The 15,862-nt window shown below is 61.2% G+C and carries 15 protein-coding genes; 10 read left to right on the top strand and 5 right to left on the bottom strand.

The genetic code is table 11. The annotated features are described in order from the left end of the window. Positions 1 to 46 precede the first annotated feature (46 nt). On the top strand, positions 47 to 526 hold the full coding sequence (locus HBO10_RS20850; RefSeq protein WP_003194418.1) for an Lrp/AsnC family transcriptional regulator: 480 nt from the start codon (positions 47 to 49) through the stop codon (positions 524 to 526). Positions 527 to 752: 226 nt separating this feature from the next. Next, the gene (locus HBO10_RS20855) at positions 753 to 962 is read left to right on the top strand and encodes a DUF2788 domain-containing protein (protein ID WP_025999909.1); all 210 of its coding nucleotides are present in this window, start codon (positions 753 to 755) and stop codon (positions 960 to 962) included. Here HBO10_RS20855 and HBO10_RS20860 read toward each other — a convergent pair. The 4 genes from HBO10_RS20860 to HBO10_RS20875 all read right to left on the bottom strand — a co-directional run bounded on the left by HBO10_RS20860 (position 957) and on the right by HBO10_RS20875 (position 7,566). After that, on the bottom strand, positions 957 to 1,592 hold the full coding sequence (locus HBO10_RS20860; protein WP_034126920.1) for a pseudouridine synthase: 636 nt from the start codon (positions 1,590 to 1,592) through the stop codon (positions 957 to 959). The genes HBO10_RS20855 and HBO10_RS20860 overlap by 6 nt on opposite strands. A 71-nt stretch (positions 1,593 to 1,663) precedes the next feature. Continuing rightward, a complete protein-coding gene (gene amn, locus HBO10_RS20865; RefSeq protein ID WP_153475217.1) occupies positions 1,664 to 3,136 on the bottom strand; it encodes an AMP nucleosidase in 1,473 nt (490 codons plus the stop codon). Positions 3,137 to 3,318: 182 nt separating this feature from the next. Then, on the bottom strand, positions 3,319 to 4,971 hold the full coding sequence (locus HBO10_RS20870) for an acyl-CoA dehydrogenase family protein (protein ID WP_034126919.1): 1,653 nt from the start codon (positions 4,969 to 4,971) through the stop codon (positions 3,319 to 3,321). Positions 4,972 to 5,166: 195 nt separating this feature from the next. After that, on the bottom strand, positions 5,167 to 7,566 hold the full coding sequence (locus HBO10_RS20875; RefSeq protein ID WP_034126918.1) for a hybrid sensor histidine kinase/response regulator: 2,400 nt from the start codon (positions 7,564 to 7,566) through the stop codon (positions 5,167 to 5,169). A gap of 275 nt (positions 7,567 to 7,841) precedes the next feature. Between HBO10_RS20875 and HBO10_RS20880 the strand changes: the two genes are divergently transcribed. The 4 genes from HBO10_RS20880 to HBO10_RS20895 all read left to right on the top strand — a co-directional run bounded on the left by HBO10_RS20880 (position 7,842) and on the right by HBO10_RS20895 (position 11,375). Next, positions 7,842 to 8,639, top strand: coding sequence for a hydroxymethylpyrimidine/phosphomethylpyrimidine kinase (locus HBO10_RS20880; protein WP_034126917.1), 798 nt, complete (start codon positions 7,842 to 7,844; stop codon positions 8,637 to 8,639). Positions 8,640 to 8,669: 30 nt separating this feature from the next. Beyond that, the gene (thiE, locus tag HBO10_RS20885; protein WP_034126916.1) at positions 8,670 to 9,299 is read left to right on the top strand and encodes a thiamine phosphate synthase; all 630 of its coding nucleotides are present in this window, start codon (positions 8,670 to 8,672) and stop codon (positions 9,297 to 9,299) included. Positions 9,300 to 9,310: 11 nt separating this feature from the next. Next, complete coding sequence (gene hemL / locus HBO10_RS20890) at positions 9,311 to 10,594, top strand: glutamate-1-semialdehyde 2,1-aminomutase (RefSeq protein WP_034126915.1); 1,284 nt, start codon at positions 9,311 to 9,313, stop codon at positions 10,592 to 10,594. A gap of 226 nt (positions 10,595 to 10,820) precedes the next feature. Further along, positions 10,821 to 11,375 carry a tetratricopeptide repeat protein gene (locus HBO10_RS20895; protein ID WP_034126914.1) on the top strand — a complete coding sequence of 185 codons (555 nt, stop codon included), beginning with the start codon at positions 10,821 to 10,823 and terminating at the stop codon, positions 11,373 to 11,375. A gap of 127 nt (positions 11,376 to 11,502) precedes the next feature. Here HBO10_RS20895 and HBO10_RS20900 read toward each other — a convergent pair whose 3' ends face one another. Continuing rightward, the gene (locus HBO10_RS20900) at positions 11,503 to 11,829 is read right to left on the bottom strand and encodes a DUF1820 family protein (protein WP_003215457.1); all 327 of its coding nucleotides are present in this window, start codon (positions 11,827 to 11,829) and stop codon (positions 11,503 to 11,505) included. 130 nt (positions 11,830 to 11,959) lie between these two features. On the opposite strand from HBO10_RS20900, the gene miaB reads away from it, so the two are divergent. The 4 genes from miaB to HBO10_RS20920 all read left to right on the top strand — a co-directional run bounded on the left by miaB (position 11,960) and on the right by HBO10_RS20920 (position 15,856). Next, positions 11,960 to 13,288, top strand: coding sequence for a tRNA (N6-isopentenyl adenosine(37)-C2)-methylthiotransferase MiaB (miaB, locus tag HBO10_RS20905; RefSeq protein ID WP_014720071.1), 1,329 nt, complete (start codon positions 11,960 to 11,962; stop codon positions 13,286 to 13,288). Positions 13,289 to 13,518: 230 nt separating this feature from the next. Beyond that, a complete protein-coding gene (locus HBO10_RS20910; RefSeq protein WP_169922102.1) occupies positions 13,519 to 14,523 on the top strand; it encodes a PhoH family protein in 1,005 nt (334 codons plus the stop codon). After that, positions 14,516 to 14,974, top strand: coding sequence for an rRNA maturation RNase YbeY (gene ybeY, locus HBO10_RS20915; protein ID WP_003194442.1), 459 nt, complete (start codon positions 14,516 to 14,518; stop codon positions 14,972 to 14,974). Before HBO10_RS20910 ends, ybeY begins: the two co-directional genes overlap by 8 nt. A 42-nt stretch (positions 14,975 to 15,016) precedes the next feature. Then, positions 15,017 to 15,856, top strand: a complete 840-nt coding sequence (locus tag HBO10_RS20920) for an HlyC/CorC family transporter (RefSeq protein ID WP_003194444.1) — start codon at positions 15,017 to 15,019, stop codon at positions 15,854 to 15,856. Positions 15,857 to 15,862: the final 6 nt, after the last annotated feature.

Here is a 15,862-nt window from a genome sequence, read left to right on the forward strand (position 1 = left end):
CCTTCATGGATAATTCACCGCAATAGTTACGACAAAGGCCAACCCAATGAGCAAGCTTGACCGATACGACCTAAGTATTCTGGCGGAATTGCAGCGCGACGCGAGGATCTCCAACCAGGAGCTGGCCGAACGCATCGGCCTGTCGCCTTCGCCCTGCTCACGCCGGGTCAAGCAGTTGGAAGACGACGGCTACATCGCCCGCCAGGTCGCCCTGCTCGACCGCAAGATGCTCGGCCTGAGCCTTACGGCCTACGTGCTGATCGGCATGGACCGTCACACGCCGGAACGCTTCGAGAATTTCGAAGCCGCCATCCGCACCCTGCCGCAAGTGCTGGAGTGCAGTTTGGTGACCGGGATGGATGCGGACTACCAGTTGAAGGTGGTAGTGCCGGACATGGATCACTATCAGAAATTGCTTCTGGGGCATCTGACCCGGATTGAAGGGGTGACCAGCGTGCGGTCCAGCTTTGTGCTCAACCAGGTATTGAACAGCACCGAACTGCCCCTGACCCACCTGCGGACCTGAGAACAACGATGCTCAACTGTAGGAGCGAGCTTGCTCGCGAAAAACGTTAACGATAACCCGTGCCTCCTGAATGAACGCGGCGTCTGTGAGTTTTTCGCGAGCAAGCTCGCTCCTACAATGGCATCAGGCCCCCACAGTTTGACCGCGCAGGACTCAGGTCAATGTTGCGTCTGTGACGCTGCCGTATACTGCTCGCTTGTCTTGTCGGAAGAGCCCCATGAACAACATCGACCCCGCCCTGTTTGAAGAATGGATGATGACCGGCCTGGTCACTATCCTCATCATTTTCATGGGTTTCATCGTCTGGGACCTGGCGAAGAAATCCAAGGCCGGGCGCTTTGGTTCGTTCATCCTGTTTTTCGTGCTGGGCCTGGGCGTGGCGGCGTTCATCATCAAGAGCGTGGTGATCGGCCTGATTGAATCCGGCGCCTTATAAGCGCGCCGGCACTGCCTTCCACTGGCCTTGATCCAGGCCATCGATCGACCACTCACCAATACGCACGCGCACCAGGCGCAGCGTCGGCAAGCCCACTGCTGCGGTCATGCGCCGTACCTGACGGTTGCGCCCTTCACGAATCACCAACTCCAGCCAATACGTCGGCACGCTTTTGCGAAAGCGTACCGGCGGGTTGCGCGGCCATAATGCCGGCTCGTCCAGTTGCCGCGCCTCGGCCGGCAAGGTCATGCCGTCGTTGAGTTCCACGCCTTCACGCAGGCGTTGCAGCTGCTCTTCAGTCGGCTCGCCTTCCACCTGCACCCAGTAAGTTTTCGCCAGCTTGTGCTTGGGGTCAGCGATGCGCGCCTGGAGCTGACCGTCGTTGGTCAACAGCAGCAGGCCCTCGCTGTCACGGTCCAGGCGCCCTGCCGGGTAAATGCCGGGGATATCAATAAAATCCTTGAGGGTCGCGCGCCCGCCTTCATCGCTGAACTGGGTCAGCACATCGAAGGGTTTATTGAACAGGATCAACTTGGGCTCGGCCGGTGGCGCCTTGGCAACGCGGCGAGCGGCAGAGTGTGGTGGTTTCACGCCAGGGCGGCGCGAATCGGGACGGCTGGGACGGGACATGGCAAAGGAACATCTAACGGTCAGGACCGACAATGCTAGTGGCCTGACCGCTAAATGACCATCCCAACCGCTTAGCGGAACGGCGGCTCGTCGAAGCTGCGCAGTTTGCGCGAGTGCAGGGAGTTGAGTTCGGTGCGCAACAGGTCGACCGCCTCGATGCCGATCTTCAAGTGCTGGCTGACCGCGCGCTCATAGAACGCGTTGGCCGAACCCGGCAGCTTGATCTCGCTGTGCAAGGGTTTGTCCGATACGCACAACAAGGTGCCGTAAGGCACGCGCAAACGGTAACCCTGGGCGGCGATGGTGCCACTTTCCATGTCCACGGCCACGGCGCGGGACAGGTTGATCAGCGGCCGCTCCTGGGCCCAGCGCAGTTCCCAGTTCCGGTCGTCATAGGTCAGCACGGTACCGGTGCGCAGGCGTTTTTTCAGCTCTTCGCCTTTTTCGCCAGTGACCTTGGCCGCCGCCTGCTGAAGCGCCAACTGCACTTCGGCCAGGGCCGGAATAGGGATGTTCGGCGGTACCACGCGGTCGAGAATCCCGTCGCGGCGCATATAGGCGTGGGCCAGTACGTAGTCGCCGATGGTCTGGGATTGGCGCAGGCCGCCGCAGTGGCCGATCATCAGCCAGCAATGCGGGCGTAGTACGGCCAAGTGGTCGGTGATGTTCTTGGCGTTGGACGGGCCTACGCCGATGTTCACCAAGGTCACGCCGTGGCCGTCAGTGGCCTGCAGGTGATACGCCGGCATCTGGTAGCGGTGCCAGACCACGCCGGCGGCAATGGCCGAGGCTTCGCCGTGGTCCATGCTCTTGTCGATCACCACGTTGCCGGGCAGCACCATACGGATAAACCGCGGGTCGCTGCGCAGTTGCTCCAGGCCATGCAGGATGAACTGGTCCACGTAGCGGTGGTAGTTGGTCAGCAGGATCCACGGCTGCACATGGCGCCAGTCGCTGCCGGTGTAATGCACAAGGCGACGCAGGGAAAAGTCCACGCGGGCGGCATCGAACAGGGCCAGGGGCAGTGGGTCGGTGTTTTCCCAGTCGTACAGGCCATCGGCAATGCCGTCGGTGGCGGCGGACAGGTCGGTACTGGGGAATACACGAGCCAGGGTCGCGGCGGTGACGCCGGAGCCGGCCAGTTCATCACCCTGCTCCACCACATAGGGGTACGGGATGTTCTGCTGGCTGACGCCCACTTCCACGGTCACGGTGAAGTCGTGCATCAGCGGCACCAGTTGCTCCAGCAGGTACTTACGGAACGCGGCCGGGTGGGTCACGGTGACGCTATAGGTGCCGGGCAGCTGCACCTTGGCATACGCACGGGTGGTCTGTGGGACTTCGCCGTGGCAGTGGTAGGTCAGGCGCAGTTCCGGGTAGCGAAACAGTGCGCGTTGAGCGGCGTCGGGTTCGACGCGGTCCTTGAGGTATTGCTTGAGCGCTTGGTTGAGCGCGCCAGTCGCACGCTCATGCAGCGCCGCCAGCCGGTCCACGGCTTCTTCGGCGGTTTTAACGACAACAAAAGCTTCGGTCACGGTAAGCATCCTGTGTTCTGACTTGCAGGCCTTTATCTTGCCTGTATCCAGGCCTCACCGAAACACCGGAAGTGGAATGCTTTGATAGGTGGGAGCTGGCTTGCCTGCGATAGCGGTCTATCAGCCACATAATTGCTGGCTGGACCACCGCTATCGCAGGCAAGCCAGCTCCCACATTTGACTGTGTTTATTCAGAGGGATTGTGGGGTTGAGCGGGCGACAATAGCTTGCACATCCACCCCACGCGGCAAGGTGCCATATACCCGCCCCGACGACTCACCCAACCGACTGGCGATAAACCCGTCGCTCACCGCCGCATTACCCGCCTCCAACAGCAACTTGGCCTGCAACGCCAGGGCAATGTCCTCGGTCAGTTGCCGTGCCCGATACTGGATATCCTGGGTGTCCATGAACGCCGCCTTCAACTGCTCGATATGCCGCGCCAGCTGTTTGTCGCCATGGCCATCCCCCAGCTCCACAAACAACACCTCCAGCACACCCGGCTCTTTGGACAACGCACGCAGCACGTCCAGGCATTGCACATTGCCAGAGCCTTCCCACGTGGAGTTAACCGGTGCCTCACGGTAAAGACGCGGCAGGATGCTGTCTTCCACGTACCCGGCGCCGCCCATGCATTCGGCGGCTTCGTTGATCATCGCCGGCGCTCGCTTGCAGATCCAATACTTGCCCACCGCCGTGACCAGCCGGGCGAACTTGGCTTCATGTTCATCATCAAGCTGATCCAGGGCGCGCCCCATGCGCAGGCTCAAGGCCAGGGCCGCTTCGCTTTCCAGGGCCAGGTCGGCCAGCACGTTCTGCATCAGCGGCTGCTCGCTGAGCACGCGGCCACCCACTTGGCGATGGGCGCAGTGATGGCTGGCCTGGGTCAGCGCCTGGCGCATCAAGGCGCTGGAGCCGACCATGCAATCGAAGCGCGTCATGGCAACCATTTCGATAATGGTTGGAACGCCGCGGCCTTCTTCACCGACCATCCAGGCCAGGGCGCCGCGAAACTCCACTTCGCTGGACGCGTTGGAGCAGTTGCCGAGTTTGTTCTTCAAGCGCTGGATGTAGAACTCGTTGCGCGTGTCGTCCGGTCGGTGCCGGGGCAGCAGGAAACAGGTCAGGCCCTTGTCGGTCTGGGCCAGGGTCAGGAAGCCATCGCACATCGGTGCCGAGCAGAACCACTTATGCCCCACCAGTTCGTAGGCTTGGCCGGGGCCACCCGCGCCTACGGGGTAAGCGCGAGTGGTGTTGGCGCGTACGTCGGTGCCGCCCTGCTTCTCGGTCATGGCCATCCCGATAGTGGCGCCGGCCTTGTGGGCGATGCCGACATTGCGTGGGTCGTAGTGGGTATTGAGTACTTTAGGGAGCCAGAGGTCCGCCAGCTCTGGTTGCAGGCGCAGGGCCGGGACGCAGGCGAAGGTCATGGTCAGCGGGCAGCCGCTGCCGGCTTCGGCCTGGCTATGCAGGTAGGTCATCGCCGCACGCGCCACATGGGCGCCAGGCTGCGGGTGGGCCCACGGCAACGACGGCAGGCCATGCTCGACGGCGGTGCGCATCAACTCGTGATAAGCCGGGTGAAACTCCACCAGGTCGATACGATGACCATAACGATCATGGCTGCTGAACACCGGTTTGTTCTGGTTGGCCAGGAACCCGGCTGCCATCAACGGCCCGCCGGCCAGCGCACCGTAGGCATCAATGCGCGCTTGGGCCCAACCGGCGCCGAAGCGGCGTGACCATTCCTGCAAAGGCAAGTCGATGCGATACAGGTTAGTGCCGTCCAGGGACGGTGGCTGGTTGGTGACGTCGTGGGTTTCGGCAAACTGATGCAGGTTCATGACGGGCCTCCTGGAAAAAGGCCGCATCGATCTCAGGCTGCCTGTAGGAGCGAGCTTGCTCGCGAAGAACCTGAGAGCAACGCGCTAACCCAGGCGGGGCGCGTTATCGTTGACGTTCTTCGCGAGCAAGCTCGCTTCTACAAAAAACACGGATCGATTGAAGCCGGTTTTTTCAGTTAAGCATCGCCACCGCGCTTAAAAAAGTGGCATACGTGCCGAATGCTCGGCGCTTTCACCCTCATCCGCACACAGCACGCTGCGCTCAAGCGCCGCCTGCAAGGCGTCGAAACGCACCGGTTTGGCCAGTCGGTCCGTCATGCCAATACCATGGCAGCGCTCACGCTCCGGCCCATTGGGCGAAGCGCTCAGGGCGATCACCGGCAATTCACCGCAGCCGGGCAATGCGCGAATCTGGCAGCACAACGAAAAGCCACCCTCTGGCACATCCAGCAGCACGGCGTCGAAACTGTGCCCCTGCAATGCAGCGAGCGCCGCCGGGCCGCTGTCCACGGTTTTGACCCGGTAACCGAGCTTGAGCAACATGCCACGCACCGCCAACTGGCCCACGCTGTTGTCGTCCACCAACAGCACCGTGCATTCCTGAGGCGCACGCTGTGCAGGCAAAGCCTGCGCGGCCGGCGTCACCTGCTGCGGCACGGCGCTGACGTCCATTTCCAACTGGAAGCGGCTGCCTTTACGGGGCTCCGAATGATGGGTCAGGCGCCCGCCCAGCAGTTCGATCAACTGCCGGCAAATCGCCAGGCCAATGCCCAGGCCGCCGTATTCACGCGTCATCGAGCCGTCCAACTGAAAGAAACGCTGATACAACGTGGCCTCATCGAGAAAGGCAAAGCCGATACCGGTGTCGGTGACGATAAAGCTCAAGTGCAAGGCGCCATCCCCTTGCGGCACGCCCACCACACGCAAACGCACCGCGCCGACGTGGGTGAATTTGAACGCATTGTCGAGCAGGCAATCCAGGCACTGACGCAACTTTTGGGCATCGCCGATGAGCCGGTCTGGCAGCTCATCCGCGACGTCAATGGAGAACGCCAGCCCCTTGGCCTGGGCGCTGCCGGTGAACTGCTGGCGCAAGGTATCGAGCTCGCCGCGCAGGCTGAACACTTGCGGCTGGGCCACCAGGCGACCGGCCTGCAACTCGGTGAGGGTGAGGATGCCGTTGACCATGCGCATCATGTCCCGCGCCGAGCCGGCGGCGGTTTGCTGGTACTGCGTCAGGTCATCGTCCAAAGGCACGGTTTGCATCAGTTCCAAAGAGCCGATCACACCGTTCATCGGCGTGCGCAATTCGTGGGTCAGGGTGGCGAGAAATTCGTCTTTGAGGCGATTGCTGCGGGCCAGTTGCTGGTTGAGCGCTTCCAGCTTCTGGCTGGCATCGAGGAGAATCTGCGCCTGCTGTTCGCGCATGCCGTTGATACGGTCAGCCAGGGCCAGGGACAACAGCGCCACTTCAATGGCTGAGCCGAGCTGGCTGGCGTACATGGTCAGGAACACGTTAGGCAGATAACCCAGCACCATCAGGGTATTGATCACCCCGCCGAGCAGGAAGGCCGACCAGGCGATGATGAAATAACGCGCCATGCGCTGCCCGCAATACCAGGCCTTGATGGCCGCCACGAAGATGGTCACGGTAAACACCAGCGCCAGCGCAGTGGCCAGGCGCAGGGCCACGGCGTAACTGGTCAACAGCGCCAGTGCCATCACCAACCCGCCACAGGCCGCCAGCGCCAGCAGGATGCGGTTGAGCCAGCGACTGTGCTGCGCAGTGTGCAGGAAACTGCGCGCGAACAGGCTGCCGAACAAAGCCGCCGAGCCGATCAGGAAGGGAACCGCCGCATTCGCCCACCAGGGGTTGTTCGGCCAGAAGTACTCCACCGCAACGCCATTGACCGACAGCTGATACAAGCCGAACGAAGCGATATAGAAGATGTAATAGAGGTAGCTGGTGTCGCGTACGCTCAGGTAGATAAACAGGTTGTAGATCAGCATGCCCAGCAACACACCGTAGATGGCGCCGAGCACGTACAAACGCAACGGTTGCTCTTCCATATAGGCAGTGCCCGCCCACAACGTCAGCGGTGCCTGGATCGAGCCTTGGCTTTGCAAGCGCAGGTAGACGGTTTGTTGCTGGTCGGGCAAGAAGCTGAGCTTGAACAGGTAGTTGCTCTGGCTCACCTCACGGCTGGAAAACGGCAATGCGCTGCCGGTGCGGGCGGTGAGGCGGTAGTGGCCGGTGCCGTCGTTCTGGTAGAGGTCCAGGCGATTGAGCGGCGGGTAGGCCAGTTCCAGAAACCAGGTGCGTGGTGCGCGGGGATCTTTGGCGGTGTAGTGCAGGTTGACCTTCAGCCAGAACACCGAGCGTGAATAGCCGGCATTGAGCGTGTCTTTGTCGTGGGTCTTGAATTGGGCGGCATAGGCGGGGGAACTGACATCGGCGATGGTGAGGGCATCGGTTGGGTCTTCGAGCACTTGCATGACCCGGCCCAACGGGAGGCTGCGCGTGTCCTGGTTGAACTCGACAGCGCCGGCGAGCATCGGTAGCCCGCACAATATAAACATCAGCAAATAGCGCATAGAGCCCCAGCGTAGCCTGGTCCGGTTGTGTCAAAAGCCCCCCATTCCTTTTGAGAAGACGTACACCGGCGATACAGTAAGTTATTGGGATGCACTTTAGCATAGCCAGTAAAAGCCATTAGCCACTGCCGGAACTTTTTTTAGAACAGCTCTAGCGCAATGCTTTCAGACCGCTGCTTTGCAGCGTTCGGCCACGCAAAGCGACGCTGCAACAGCAAACTTCTGCCATCGCCAGGCAGCCACGCAAAAAGCGTTTGGTGGTAAGCTCGCGCACCATGAATATCTACAGTTCTCGCCCCGTTGTCCTCTGTCTCTCCGGCCACGACCCCAGTGGTGGCGCCGGCCTGCAGGCAGATATCGAAGCCCTGCTCGCCCAGGGTTGCCACGCGGCCCCGGCCGTCACCGCGCTGACCGTGCAGAACACCGTCAATGTCAGTGATTTCCGCGTGCTTGACCGTGAGTGGGTACTGGCCCAGACCAATGCCGTGCTCGGCGACTCTGAAGTCGCGGCGGTCAAGCTGGGCATGCTCGGCTCCACTGCGATGGTCGACACCGTGGTCGAACTGCTGCAGGCGCACCCGCATTTGCCGGTGGTCTGCGACCCGGTGCTGCGCGCCGGCGGCGGCGGTAGCCTGGGCAAGGACGAGGTCGGTTATGCGATGCGCGAGCGGCTGCTGCCCCTGTCATTGATCGCCACCCCCAACCTGCCAGAAGCGCGCATCCTCGCGGAACTGCCCGACGGCAGCGCCGACGACTGCGCCGAGAAGCTGCTGCCGTACATCAAGCACCTGCTCATCACCGGCGGCCATGGCGATGAGCACGAAGTGCACAATCGCCTGTACAGCCGCGACGGCACGCGCCAGACCTTTACCTGCCAGCGCTTGCCCGGCAGTTATCACGGCTCGGGTTGCACCTTGGCCAGTGCGCTGGCCGGGCGCATTGCCCAGGGTGAAGGCCTGGCCAGCGCCGTGCAATCGGCCCTCAACTACACGTGGCGTACCCTGCGTGATGCCGAACAACTCGGCCAGGGCCAGTTCGTGCCGCGCCGATTGCCGCTGGATTTCTGCTCGTAACTTATCGCTCGTCAGCAAGGGGTTTGCCCGATGAAACTACGCGGCCTTTACGCCATTACCGACAGCCAGCTGTTGGCCGGCAAATTCCTCGCCTACGTCGAGGCGGCGCTGGACGGTGGCGTCACCCTGTTGCAGTACCGCGACAAAAGCAGCGACGAGGCACGGCGCCTGCGTGAAGCCGAAAAGCTGTACGAACTGTGCTCACGCTACAAGACCCAATTGATCATCAACGACGATGCCGAACTGGCCGCGCGCCTGGGCGTCGGCGTGCACCTGGGCCAGACCGACGGCCCGCTGACCTCGGCCCGGGCATTGCTCGGCGCCAAGGCGATCATCGGCGCCACCTGTCACAGCCAGATCGAACTGGCCGAACAGGCCGCCAAAGAAGGCGCCAGCTACGTCGCCTTCGGCCGCTTCTTCAATTCCACGACCAAACCCGGCGCACCCGCCGCCACCGTTGACATGCTGGCCCAGGCCCGCAAGCGCCTGCACCTGCCGATCTGCGTGATCGGCGGCGTCACCCTGGAAAACGCCGAACCGCTGGTGGCCCACGGGGCCGACCTGCTCGCCGTGGTCCATGGCCTGTTCGGTGCCGACAGCACCCAGGAAGTCACTCGCCGCGCCCGTGCGTTCAACCATCTTCTTAAATCTTCAGTTTAGAGAGCCCGATCATGTCCCGTTCCGAAACCCTGTTTGCCAACGCCCAGAAACACATCCCCGGCGGTGTGAACTCCCCCGTGCGTGCGTTCAAGAGCGTGGGCGGCACGCCGTTGTTCTTCAAGCATGCCGAAGGCGCCTACGTCACCGATGAAGACGACAAGCGCTATGTCGACTATGTCGGCTCCTGGGGCCCGATGATCCTCGGCCACAGCCATCCGGACGTGCTGGACGCAGTGCGCCAGCAACTGCAGCACGGCTTGTCCTACGGCGCCCCGACCGCGATGGAAACCGAGATGGCCGACCTGGTCTGCTCGATCGTGCCGTCGATGGAAATGGTGCGCATGGTCAGCTCCGGCACAGAAGCCACCATGAGCGCGATCCGCCTGGCCCGTGGTTACACCGGCCGCGACAACATCATCAAGTTCGAAGGTTGCTACCACGGGCACTCCGACAGCCTGCTGGTAAAAGCCGGCTCCGGCGCGCTGACCCAAGGCGTACCCAATTCCGCTGGCGTACCTGCGGCGTTCGCCAAGCACACCCTGACCTTGCCGTTCAACGACCTCGCGGCCGTCGAGCAGATGCTCAGCGAAGTCGGCCAGGACGTTGCCTGCATCATCGTCGAGCCAGTCGCCGGCAACATGAACTGCGTTCCACCGGCCCCGGGTTTTCTTGAGGGCCTGCGCGAGCAGTGCGACAAGCATGGCGTGGTGCTGATTTTTGACGAAGTGATGACCGGTTTCCGGGTCGCCCTCGGTGGCGCCCAGGCTTACTACGGCGTCACGCCAGACCTGAGCACCTTCGGCAAGATCATCGGCGGCGGCATGCCGGTAGGCTGCTTCGGCGGCAAGCGCGAGATCATGCAACACATCGCCCCGCTCGGCCCGGTCTACCAGGCAGGCACCTTGTCGGGTAACCCGCTGGCAATGGCCGCCGGCCTGACCACCCTGCGCCTGATCAGCCGCCCGGGCTTCCACGCCGAGCTGACCGACTACACCACACGCCTGCTCGACGGCCTGCAACAGCGCGCCGATGCCGCCGGCATCCCGTTTGTGACCACCCAGGCCGGTGGCATGTTCGGCCTGTACTTCAGCGGCGCCGACGATATCGTCACCTTCGATGACGTGATGGGCAGCGATGCCGAGCTGTTCAAGCGCTTCTTCCACCTGATGCTCGAAGGCGGCGTGTACCTGGCACCGAGCGCCTTTGAAGCTGGCTTCACTTCGATCGCCCATGGCGAAGCCGAACTGAAATTGACCCTGGATGCTGCCGAGCGCGCGTTCGCGGCCCTGAAATAAGTGACGGCAACCTCTGACGTTGCCCCTGGCAGCGTCAGATTTGCTACTTTGCTTACAGAGAATTCCTGGTTTTTTCGAGAATTGCCCTGCAATCCGGCAGATAACTTGCCCAAGCAGCAGAAAAACGAGTAAAGACTTTGTAAGCAGAGGCCTGCTTATTTCATAATGCGCGCTTATTGGACTCCCTTGAGGGTCCGCGCGCCCCGTCAGAGGTAAGTCGATTCCCATGAAACGCACCGGCCGCACCCTGGTTCTGGGCTGCCTGTTGCTCCTTCAACCGCTACTGGCACATGCCCAGGCCGGCGGCAACTCGTTGTTAATCCCAGCGATGGGTCGTTGCACCCTCAATACCCAGCCAGAGAGCCAGGCCGAAGCCCTGAGCGCGTGCCAGAAACAGGCCGAGGAAGGGGATGCGCAAGCGCAATACGAGTTGGGCGAGTACTACCACGACAGCAAGAACCCGGCCGTTGACCTCAACAAAGCGTTGAGCTACTTCGAGAAAGCCTCGTTGCAGGGCCACGCCCAGGCGCAATACCAGTTGGGCAACATGTTCTTCAAAGGCGAAGGCGTGCCGGCCAACAACGTCCAGGCGTACATCGTGCTGAAAATGGCCGCGGTCAACGGCGCCGAAGACGCACTGGACACTGCCGACGAAGTCGCCGAGCACATGCAGCGCGATGAACTGGAAGTGGCCACCCAGGTGCTGGGGCAGATTTTCCGCAACTACCTGCAAGAACTGCAGAGTGCTGATGGGCGTTCGCCGTTCTCACCCCTTCCCTGATTTTTTGTAGACCTTACATCGCTATCGCAGGCAAGCCAGCTCCCACAGTTGACCGCATTCCAGCATTGAAACGCGGTCGAATGTGGGAGCTGGCTTGCCTGCGATACGCACCCCTCGGTCTAAAGCCCTACTTCTCAGGCATCGGCATCGGAAACGGCATCACATTGCTCATGCCCCGAGCCTCACTGATCTTCGGCGTCCCCAGGCGCTCGACTTCATCGATGCGCACAATCGAATGCATCGGCACAAAGCTGCGCACCACACCTTCGAACTGGGCCTTGAGCTTTTCTTCGCCCGGATCGACCACCAACTGGGTGCGCTCGCCAAAGACGAACTCTTCCACCTCCAGGAAGCCCCACAGATCACTTTGATAGATCTGCTTGGCGTACATTTCGAACACCTGGCCCTGGTTGAGGAAAATCACCTTATAGATTGGAGCTTCACGTTTGGTCATGGTGGGCGAACAACACATGGGGATATAAAAGAGGGCGCGAACTATAGCATGGCACCCGATGCACAGCGCTAGGAACCAATGGGCATGCCCCCTATAATGCGCGGTTCTTTACCACCAGTTGACGATTCCCATGGCCAAGAAGCTTTACATCGAAACCCACGGTTGCCAGATGAACGAGTACGACAGCTCGCGCATGGTCGACTTGCTGGGCGAACACCAGGCCCTGGAAGTCACTGCCCGCGCCGAAGATGCCGACGTGATCCTGCTCAATACCTGCTCGATCCGCGAGCGGGCCCAGGACCGTGTGTATTCGCAGCTGGGCCGCTGGCGCGAATTGAAACTGGCCAACCCGGACATGGTGATCGCCGTCGGCGGTTGCGTGGCCAGCCAGGAAGGCGCCGCGATCCGCGACCGCGCGCCCTATGTCGATGTGGTGTTTGGCCCGCAAACCCTGCACCGTCTGCCAGAGATGATCGACGCCGCACGCATCACCAAGCTGCCGCAAGTGGACGTATCGTTCCCCGAAATCGAGAAATTCGACCATTTGCCCGAGCCGCGCATCGATGGGCCGAGCGCCTATGTGTCAGTGATGGAAGGTTGCAGCAAGTACTGCACTTTCTGTGTAGTGCCCTACACCCGCGGTGAAGAAGTCAGCCGGCCGTTTGACGATGTGCTGTCGGAAATCATCCACCTGGCTGAAAACGGCGTGCGCGAAGTCACCCTGCTGGGCCAGAACGTCAACGGCTACCGTGGCCAGACCGATGACGGCCGCCTGGCCGACCTGGCGGAATTGATCCGCGTGGTCGCCGCCGTCGATGGCATCGAGCGCATCCGCTACACCACCTCGCACCCGCTGGAGTTCTCCGACAGCCTGATCCAGGCCCACGCCGAAGTACCAGAGCTGGTCAAGCACCTGCACTTGCCGGTGCAATCGGGTTCGGACCGCATTCTCTCGGCGATGAAGCGCAACCACACCGCACTGGAATACAAATCCAAACTGCGCAAGCTGCGCGCCGCCGTGCCAGGCATTTGCATCAGCTCGGACTTTATCGTCGGCTTCCCGGGCGAAACCGAGAAAGATTTCCAGCAGACCATGAAGCTGATTGAAGACGTGGGTTTCGACTTCTCCTACTCGTTCGTCTACAGCCAGCGCCCAGGCACCCCGGCTGCCGACCTGCTGGATGAAACCCCGGAGGCGTTGAAAAAAGAGCGTTTGAACGCGCTGCAACATCGCCTCAATCAGCAGGGCTTCGAAATCAGCCGACAAATGGTCGGTTCGATCCAGCGCATTCTGGTGACCGATTATTCGAAGAAAGACCCGGGTGAATTGCAGGGTCGTACCGAGAACAACCGAATCGTCAACTTCCGCTGCGACAATCCCACGCTGATCGGCCAGTTTGCCGATGTGCACATTGATGCGGCGCAGCCACACTCGTTGCGTGGCTCGTTGATCAACTGATCTCGCTGACCGGATGAAGATCAAAATGTGGAAGCTGGCTTGCCTGCGATAGCGATGTATCAGTGCCTTATGTGCCAACTGACCCACCGCTATCGCAGGCAAGCCAGCTCCCACAGGGGTTCTTCAGGGTTATCGAGAGTGGGGCCAGGCTATTTAAGTGCTTTCGCACACCAGCGCCTGGCGTTATTCTCTCTCTCACCTCATCAGCCAAAGGGCGGCTAAAAGCAACCTTGAACGCACCCATAGCAGAACCCCATCGTTTTATCCTCGAGCCGTTTGAGGCTCGCCGTTTCGCCAACCTGTGCGGACAGTTCGACGAGCACCTGCGCCTGATCGAACAACGCCTGAGCATCGAGATCCGCAACCGCGGCAATCAGTTCGAGCTTATTGGTGAACCCCAACACACCACGTCTGCAGAAAACCTGCTGCGCCTTCTCTACCGCGAAACCAAGGGTAGCGAGCTGTCGCCGGAGACCGTGCACCTGTACCTGCAGGAGTCGGCTGTGGAAGACCTGGCCAATAACCCGGTGGCCGAAGCCAGCGTGGCCTTGCGTACCAAAAAAGGCATGATTCGCCCACGCGGCTTGAATCAGCAGAAGTACGTCAAGGAAATCCTCGGCAACGACATCAACTTCGGCATCGGCCCGGCCGGTACCGGCAAGACCTACCTCGCGGTGGCCTGCGCCGTCGACGCCCTGGAACGCGAGCAAGTGCGGCGTATCCTGCTGGTGCGCCCAGCGGTCGAGGCCGGCGAAAAGCTCGGTTTCCTGCCCGGCGATCTGGCCCAGAAGATCGACCCGTACCTGCGCCCGCTCTACGATGCGCTGTACGAGATGCTCGGTTTTGAATACGTGGCCAAGCTGATCGAGCGCCAGGTGATCGAGATCGCCCCGCTGGCCTACATGCGTGGCCGTACGCTCAACAACAGCTTCATCATTCTCGACGAAAGCCAGAACACCACCGTCGAGCAAATGAAGATGTTCCTCACCCGTATCGGTTTCGGCTCCACTGCCGTGATCACGGGCGACATCACCCAGGTCGACCTGCCCAAGGGCACCAAGTCGGGCCTGGGCCAGGTGATCGAGGTGCTCAAGGACGTGCCGGGTATCAGCTTCACGCACTTCATGCCCAAGGACGTGGTGCGCCACCCGCTGGTGCAGCGCATTGTCGAAGCCTATGAGCGTTTCGAACACCGCGACGACGCGCCCGCCAAGGACGCTCGCCACGATGCTTGAGCTAGACCTGCAACTGGCCACCGACGCGCCCGCCCCCAGCGAAGCCCAGTTCCGCCAATGGTGTGAACTGGCTTTGCGCCAGCGCACCGCTGACTCGGAGCTGACCATTCGTCTGGTGGACGAGGCCGAAGGCCGTGAGCTGAACCACACCTGGCGCCAGAAAGACTACGCGACCAACGTGCTGTCCTTCCCCGCCGACGTGCCCGACGAATTGCTGGATATCCCGCTGTTGGGCGACCTGGTGATCTGCGTCGCGGTGGTCGAGCGAGAAGCGGCGGAACAAGGCAAGGAACTTGAGGCCCATTGGGCCCATCTAGTCATCCACGGCTGCTTGCATCTCTTGGGTTACGACCATATAGACGATGACGAAGCCGAGGAAATGGAAGCACTGGAACGAACGTTGCTTGCAGAACTGGGTCACCGCGACCCATATGCAGACGACGAAAGCTGATCAACACTCAACTGTCATATCAAAGGATTTAGAGTAATCGCTATGAGCGAAGACCGATCGAGCAACGGGCAGAAGTCATGGCTGGGTAAACTGACCCAGGCTTTTGCCCACGAGCCGAAAAACCGCCAGGAGCTCTTGGAGCTGCTGCGCGATGCACACCAGAACAAGTTGCTGGACAGCGAAGCGCTGGCCATCGTCGAGGGCGCCATCCAGGTGGCTGACCTGCAAGTACGTGACATCATGGTCCCGCGCTCGCAGATGATCAGCATCAAGGCGACCCAGACCCCACGGGAATTCCTCCCGGCCGTGATCGACTCGGCGCATTCGCGCTACCCGGTGATCGGTGAAAGCCATGACGACGTCATGGGTGTCCTGCTGGCCAAGGACCTGCTGCCGTTGATCCTCAAGGAGAATGGCGACAGCTTCAACATCAAGGACCTGCTGCGCCCGGCCACCTTCGTGCCCGAGTCCAAGCGCCTGAATGTGCTGCTGCGCGAGTTCCGCGCCAACCACAATCACATGGCCATTGTGATTGACGAATACGGCGGCGTGGCCGGCCTGGTCACCATCGAGGACGTGCTGGAGCAGATCGTCGGCGACATCGAAGACGAGCACGACGTCGAAGAAGACAGCTACATCAAGCCGCTGCCCAGCGGTGACTTCCTGATCAAGGCACTGACGCCCATCGAAAACTTCAACGAGTTCTTCGACAGCGAGTTTTCGGACGATGAGTTCGACACCGTCGGCGGCCTGGTGATGAGTGCGTTCGGGCACCTGCCCAAGCGTAATGAAACCACCGAGATCGGCGCCTATCGCTTCCGCATCCTCAATGCTGATAGCCGTCGTATCCATCTGATCCGTTTGACACCCATCGCCCGCTAAGGACTG

The sequence above is a fragment of the Pseudomonas sp. WS 5503 genome (genome assembly GCF_012985385.1).
In the GTDB taxonomy this organism is placed as follows: Bacteria; Pseudomonadota; Gammaproteobacteria; order Pseudomonadales; family Pseudomonadaceae; genus Aquipseudomonas; species Aquipseudomonas paracarnis.